The sequence below is a fragment of the Chitinophaga sp. 05T412 genome, assembly GCF_056396465.1.
The window spans coordinates 297,273-304,156 of record NZ_JBFTLN010000011.1 but is presented as its reverse complement, the minus strand read 5'-3'; the positions used below and the strand labels follow the sequence as shown (position 1 = coordinate 304,156).

Genomic DNA, 6,884 nt, shown 5'->3' with positions numbered 1-6,884 from the left:
ATGAGAATACAGCGGCTAACCGTGTGCTCACCGTCTCCAAAATAGCAGATGGCGCAGAACCATCTACCAATGGCGGATTTAAAATTAGTCTGCCAACAGGTATCGCTTCTTCTGAAGATGTAACTGTAAATTATGCCATCACAGGTACCGCTACTGCGGGTGCTGACTATGCTGCCATCACCGGCACCATCACGATCCCTGCGGGTCAGAATAGCGTGAACCTACCAGTAACGGTAATAGATGATAAGCTTATTGAACCTACCGAAACTGTGATGATGACGCTGAACGGCGGCGCCTCTACCAGCTTCATCTTCACAGGTACTGGTAATGCCATCGTGAACATCACTGACGATGACGGCGGCAACAAAGTGCTGACAGTAGTTAAAACGAAAGATGCCGCAGAACCGGGTACCAATGGTGCGTTTACCATCAGCCTGCCCGCAGGTGTTGCATCTTCTGAAGATGTAACGGTGAACTACTCCATTGCAGGTACCGCTACTGCCGGTACAGACTATACTGCTATCACCGGAACCATCATCATCCCGGCAGGTCAAAACAGTGTAAATGTACCAGTAACCGTAATAGATGATAGGCTCATCGAGCATACTGAAACGGTGATCATGACCTTAAATGGAGGTACATCTACCAGCTTTATCTTCACAGGTACTGGTAATGCCACGGTGAATATTACTGATGATGAAGACACACCGGTTAATCGTGTGTTGAGCGTGGTGAAAACAGCCGATGCCGCAGAACCAGGTACAAACGGTGCATTCAGCATCAGCCTGCCAGCTGGCATTACTTCTTCCGAAGACATTACTATCAACTACAGTATTGGAGGCACCGCTACCAGTGGAACAGACTACACCGCTATTACCGGAACGATCACACTTCCGGCAGGCCAGAACAGTGTGGCGATACCAGTAGTAGTGAAAGACGACAAAGTAATTGAAGTGACAGAAACGGTGATCATGACCTTAAACGGCGGAACTTCCAATAGCTTCACGTTTACCGGCAATGGTAATGCTACTGTTAACATCACCGATGATGAAAGCATTACACCGGCCAACCTGGTAGTGACCATCACCAAAGACACCGATGGCGCAGAACCATCTACCAATGGCGGCTTTAAAGTGAGCCTCCCTGCAGGTATCACTTCATCAGAAGATATCACAGTAAATTATACCGTAACAGGTACCGCTACTGCCGGCGCAGACTATACTGCCCTTGCAGGATCGGTCGTGATCCCAGGTGGTCAGAATAGTGTATCCGTTCCCGTAGTAGTGACAGATGACCAGATCATAGAAGTCACAGAAACAGTAGTGGCCACCCTGAACGGAGGAACTTCCACCCACTTTACCTTCACAGGCAATAGTAGTGCTACCGTTAATATTACTGACGATGAAAGTATCACTCCAGCTAAGCTGGTATTAACCGCCAAAGGAACAGACGGCGCAGAACCTGCCACCAATGGCAACTTCACTATCGGATTGCCGGCAGGTATTACTTCATCAGAAGACATCACCATAAATTATAGTATAGGAGGTACGGCTACTGCCAATGCAGATTATACTGCGCTGACGGGCACCGTGACTATTCCTGCAGGTCAGAACAACATCACCATACCAGTAGTGGTAATCGATGACAAGGTGATAGAAGGTACTGAAACTGTTATCCTGACACAGACCAGCGCCAGCTCCGCTCACTTTACTTTCACTCCTGCCGGTAGCGCCATCGCCAACATCCTCGATGATGAAATAGTGGATGCTAACCTTGTACTGAATGTAATCAAGGTTACTGATGGTGCAGAACCAGCTACCAACGGTAGCTTCGCGATCAGCTTACCATCTGGTATCAGTGCAGTAATGGATATCACGGCTACTTACACGATAGCAGGTACGGCAACAGGCGGTATTGATTACACCACCTTAACCGGTTCCGTGATCATTCCTGCTGGTCAGAACAGTGTAACCATACCAGTAACTGTTATGGATGATCAGCTGATTGAAGGCAACGAAACGGTGATCATTACGGGAACAGGTGGTAAGGCCGGTACACTTGTATTCACACCAGGCGGCAATAGTACCGCTACTGTAAATATCGCGGATGACGATAACACCAACCTGGATCTGGAAGCTATTGCTTCTAAGCCTGATGCCGCAGAACCATCAACAGCAGGTGAGTTCACGATCAGACTGGCCAGTGGAAAAATACCAGATGCAGACATCACCGTTACTTATACCGTTGCTGGTAATGCCACACCTAACAGTGACTACCAGCCGCTTACCGGTACTGCCGTTATTGCAGCAGGCAAGAATAGTGTAACCGTACCAGTGATGGTAAATGATGATGACTTGATAGAACCACTTGAAACAGTAGTACTCACTGTTACCAGCGGCAAATCAAGCTCCATTAACTATACAGTAGGCACTAGTAAAACGGCTACTGTAAACATAGCAGATGACGACAACACTAACCTGGGTCTGTTGATTACAGCAAGTAAGCCAAACGCTGCAGAACCTAATGTTGACGGTGCATTTACCATCAGCCTGGCAAGCGGCAAGCGTACGGCAGCACCTATCACCATACAGTATATGATGAGCGGCAGCGCTACACCAGATGCAGATTACACGGCAATCAGCGGTACGATCACTATTCCGGCAGGCGCCAATAGTGTAGTCGTTCCCGTGAGTGTACTGGATGATAGTGAAGTAGAAGGGCCGGAAACAGTGGTGTTCAAACTCACCGGTGGACAATCAGCCGACTACGTCTTCACAACGGGGGCAGTCACCGAGGCCACTGTAACAATTGCAGACAATGATAAACTGGCGGGCGATCTGATCGTCACCAAAGAAATCGTTGCACCAGTAGCAGGACCTTACCGCATGGGACAAAGCCTTACTTATCGCATTACGGTGAAGAACGTAGGTAATATCCCTGTCACCAGCGTGAAGGCAGAAGACCATTTACCAGTGCAACTGGATATACCAACCCATACATCGGCAGATCGGGGTGATGTGGTAGTTACACAAGCTACCAAACTGGTAGAATGGAATATCGGTGACCTGGCCGTAGGCGCTAGTGTGCAGATGACGCTGACAGCCCGCGTAATTGAAGGCGGAAAGCTGACGAATGAAGCCACCGCTTACAGTATAACAATGCCGGACGCTGATAGCTCCAATAACGTAGGCGTATCTACGGTGATGGTAGAAGGATCGGATCTGTCGTTCCCGAATGTGATTACCCCGAATGGCGATGGTAAGAACGAAAGGTTCATCATCGGTGGTTTGGAAAAATATCCGGGAGCAGCAATTTATATATTCAACCGTTGGGGTGGACAGGTATACCAATCTAAGGATTACCATAACGATTGGGATGGTGCTGGCCTGAATGAAGGTACCTACTACTATATTCTGGAAGTCCGGAAACCGGATGGTGTTAAGAAGTATAAAGGTTGGGTATCCATATTACGGTAAGAGATAACAATATTATCTGCTACAAAAAAAAGTAAAAGATGCAAACAGTACTTAGAGCAGGAATGATGGTCTTGCTGCTGACACTCGGTTTACGCGGGATAGCGCAGCAAAACATACAGTTCAGCCAGTATGTCTTTAATGGTTTAAGCGTTAACCCCGCCTATGCAGGTTATAAAGAAGACCTGTATGTGAATGCCGTTTACCGCCATCAATGGGCCGGCTTCCCCGGCGCCCCACGTACAGGCGGGGTGTCGGTAGATGGTGTGACGGCAGCCAGCGATAATAAAGTGGGGTTAGGATTGCAAATGTTGTTTGATCAACTGGGGCCGCAGCAGGGATTGTCGCTTTATGGCTCTTATGCTTACCGCATTCCGTTGGATGATGAGGGCACGCGCCGGCTTTGCTTTGGACTGGGTGGTGGTGTTACGCAATATTCCATTGACGGTAACTCATTGCAATACACGGATAACGAAGATGCGGCGCTGCCGTTGGGTAAAAAAAGTGTATGGGTACCAGATGCCCGGTTTGGTATTTACTATTACACGTCCCGTTTTTATGCTGGCGCTTCCGTGATGGATTTGTTTTCGCTGTATACAGATGCTAGCCGTTATAACTGGAAAGGGAATAACTATGCAACGATCCGTAAAACACAACATCTGTATATTACTACGGGGGCTATGTTTCCCTTGAGTGAGCATTTGCAGCTAAAGCCATCCATTCTGATCAAGGAAGATTTTAAAGGACCGACGAATGTAGATATTAATGCTTTCCTGCTGATTGGCGAAAAGTTATGGGCAGGTGCTTCCTATCGGACAGGGGTGGGCATATGGCGCAAAACCAACCTGCAGAAGGATCTCAGTGAAGTAGATGCTGCCAGCGTAATGGTGGAGTTTTATGCTACTGAAAAATTGCGCATCGGATATTCCTATGATCTGACCATCAATAAAATGGCAGGATATCAGGGAGGATCACATGAGATATCACTGGGCTTTTTAATTCCATCCAAACATTTTACGGTAAGGAGCCCCAGGTATTTTTAACCTTTAGTTATTACACGTATGATACGTTGCAAGATAATGGCCATTCCGCTGATGCTTTTGATGACCTCCACATTGTATGGCCAGGAGCAGAAGAGTTGGTTACAGTTAGCCGATGAAGCCTATGCAAGACAGGAGTATGCTAAAGCAGGGACTTTGTATTACCGGATTGCCCGTAGTAAAGGAAGTAAAACAGCGTTGACCCAGTTGATGAAAATGGCCCATAGCTACCAGGAAATTGGTTACTACAAAGCTGCTGCGGATATCTGTAAGGAAATGACCAGCCGGCAGGACTGTCCTCCGGTTGCTCATTTTACCTACGGAGAAGTACTTCGGCAGCTGGAGCAATATGACGAGGCAAAAAAGCAATATGCTTTATTTACTACGTCCAATGCAGACAGCCTTAAAATAAAAGATATCGCGCTGCAAAGTTGTGATAGCGCTGTTGTTTGGAGTCAGCAGGGAACTCCGGTATCATTAAAACCACTTAAAGAGTTGAATACTTATGGCTCCGAAGTAGTGAGTGGAGCCGCAAAGAAAGGACTGCTGGTGATGTCGAACGGGTATCGTTCAATGGCCCTGAATGGTGGTGGACAGTCCCGTCCGGCCATCGATAAACGTACGGAACAACCTTATTACAAAGCATATGTTTACCAGCAATATGCGGGTGATAATTCAAATGCATACCTGGAGGAACTGGTGCCTCAGCTGTTCGGAAAATATGACTATCATATTGGACCGGTATGCTTAAGCAGCGGGGAAGATACGCTTTACGCTACCATCAATATACAGGGGCGGGGCGTGCCTGTTACTACCAAAGGTGTGGTGAATGGTGTGCGGCACCTGCAGCTCTACCAGTCTGTAAAGAAGAATGGTAAGTGGGAAGCACCGGTGTTGATGCCGGGCATTAACGTAGAAGGCTACTCGGCGAGTCACGCGGTGTTGAATGCTGATGGGGATATCCTGTATTTTGTATCTGATCGCCCGGGTGGTCTGGGACAAACAGATATATGGTATACGGAAAAACAATCCGATGGTACCTGGGGGGCGCCGGTTAATTGCGGCAGTCAGATAAACACAGTGGCTGCGGAAACTTTTCCTACGGTAAATGAAGAAGGTATTCTCTATTTCTCCAGTAAAGGTTATGCAGGAATGGGCGGTTATGATATTTACCGCGTAAAAGGAACGAAATCCAGTTGGGGGACGCCAGAGAATATGAAATTACCATTCAACTCCGGCGCAGATGATATGGGGTTGGTATTGAAACGAAACGGGTACGAAGGTTACCTGGCTTCGAACCGTCCCGGCGGTATGGGGAAGGATGATATTTATTATTTTTCGGACGCCAATTACTTTGGGCGGATTAATCCCCCTCAGGAGGTGCCTCCGGTTCTCAAGCCCGGCACCCAACCAGTGATAGGCGAACAGCCGGTTCCGGTGGAAAGAAATCATACAACAGAAGAAAAAACTGACCGGCAAAAGCTGGAGGAATTGAAGTTTTTGTATGACTATAACAGTGCATCCTTGTTGACGGAGTCCCGCATCATCCTGGATCAGGTGGCGGCTGCCATGAAACGTCATCCAACCTGGAAAATCGTAGTTACCTCCTTTACGGATAATCGTGGGTCGGATCAGTATAACACCGACTTGTCTGCACTGCGCTGCTATGCTGTCATCGACTATCTCGTTGGTAAAGGTATTGATCCTAAACGACTTTACTATAGCAACAAAGGGGAGCATGATCCGGTGAATGGGTGTAAAGATGGTGTACCATGTAGCGAAGAAGAATACAAGCAAAACAGGCGTTCCGAATTGCGTGTAAAATGGTAAATATTAGCTGCAGATATAGCGTCTTCAGATGTTCATCTGGAGGCGCTTACTTTTTTAATGTTATAAGTGAGAATTAATTGTTACATTCAATTATCTTAAAAATATCTCCTTATGTCATGGTTATGGACTCTCCTCATCGGCGGCATCGCTGGATGGCTCGCTGGTAAATTAATGCGTGGTGACGGATTTGGGGTGCTGATAGATATCCTGGTAGGCGTTGTTGGTGGCTGGCTGGGAGGCTGGTTATTCGGCAAGCTGGGTATCCATATGGGCAATGGCTTTATTGGCTCCCTGATAGTGGCACTGATAGGATCAGTGATTCTTATCTGGCTGGTGCGGCTTGTCAAAGGGAAATAGAACGCTGTCTTACGCTGAAGATGTTGACACCTGGCATTGTGATAGATTATATCACAACGTCAGGTGTTGTAGTTTTTGTTGTAATAGGAGGGATCATGCAAAAAGGGGCGTAAAGTACTCCAGTTACCTTATTAAGGCTTTAAACTGAAATCACCACGATTCATCCTGCTCATATATTTTTTCC

At 47.2% G+C, this 6,884-nt stretch carries 4 protein-coding genes; all 4 read left to right on the top strand.

The annotated features are described in order from the left end of the window. The coding region (locus AC1DFM_RS24070; protein WP_477079315.1) for a Calx-beta domain-containing protein at positions 1–3,476 on the top strand (3,476 nt) is incomplete at its 5' end. A gap of 38 nt (positions 3,477–3,514) precedes the next feature. Next, positions 3,515–4,516, top strand: coding sequence for a PorP/SprF family type IX secretion system membrane protein (locus tag AC1DFM_RS24065; RefSeq protein WP_477079314.1), 1,002 nt, complete (start codon positions 3,515–3,517; stop codon positions 4,514–4,516). A gap of 18 nt (positions 4,517–4,534) precedes the next feature. Beyond that, entirely contained in the window at positions 4,535–6,343 is a 1,809-nt protein-coding gene (locus AC1DFM_RS24060) for an OmpA family protein (RefSeq protein ID WP_477079313.1), read from the top strand. A gap of 111 nt (positions 6,344–6,454) precedes the next feature. Then, positions 6,455–6,700, top strand: coding sequence for a GlsB/YeaQ/YmgE family stress response membrane protein (locus tag AC1DFM_RS24055; protein ID WP_477079312.1), 246 nt, complete (start codon positions 6,455–6,457; stop codon positions 6,698–6,700). The last annotated feature ends 184 nt before the right edge of the window (positions 6,701–6,884 follow it).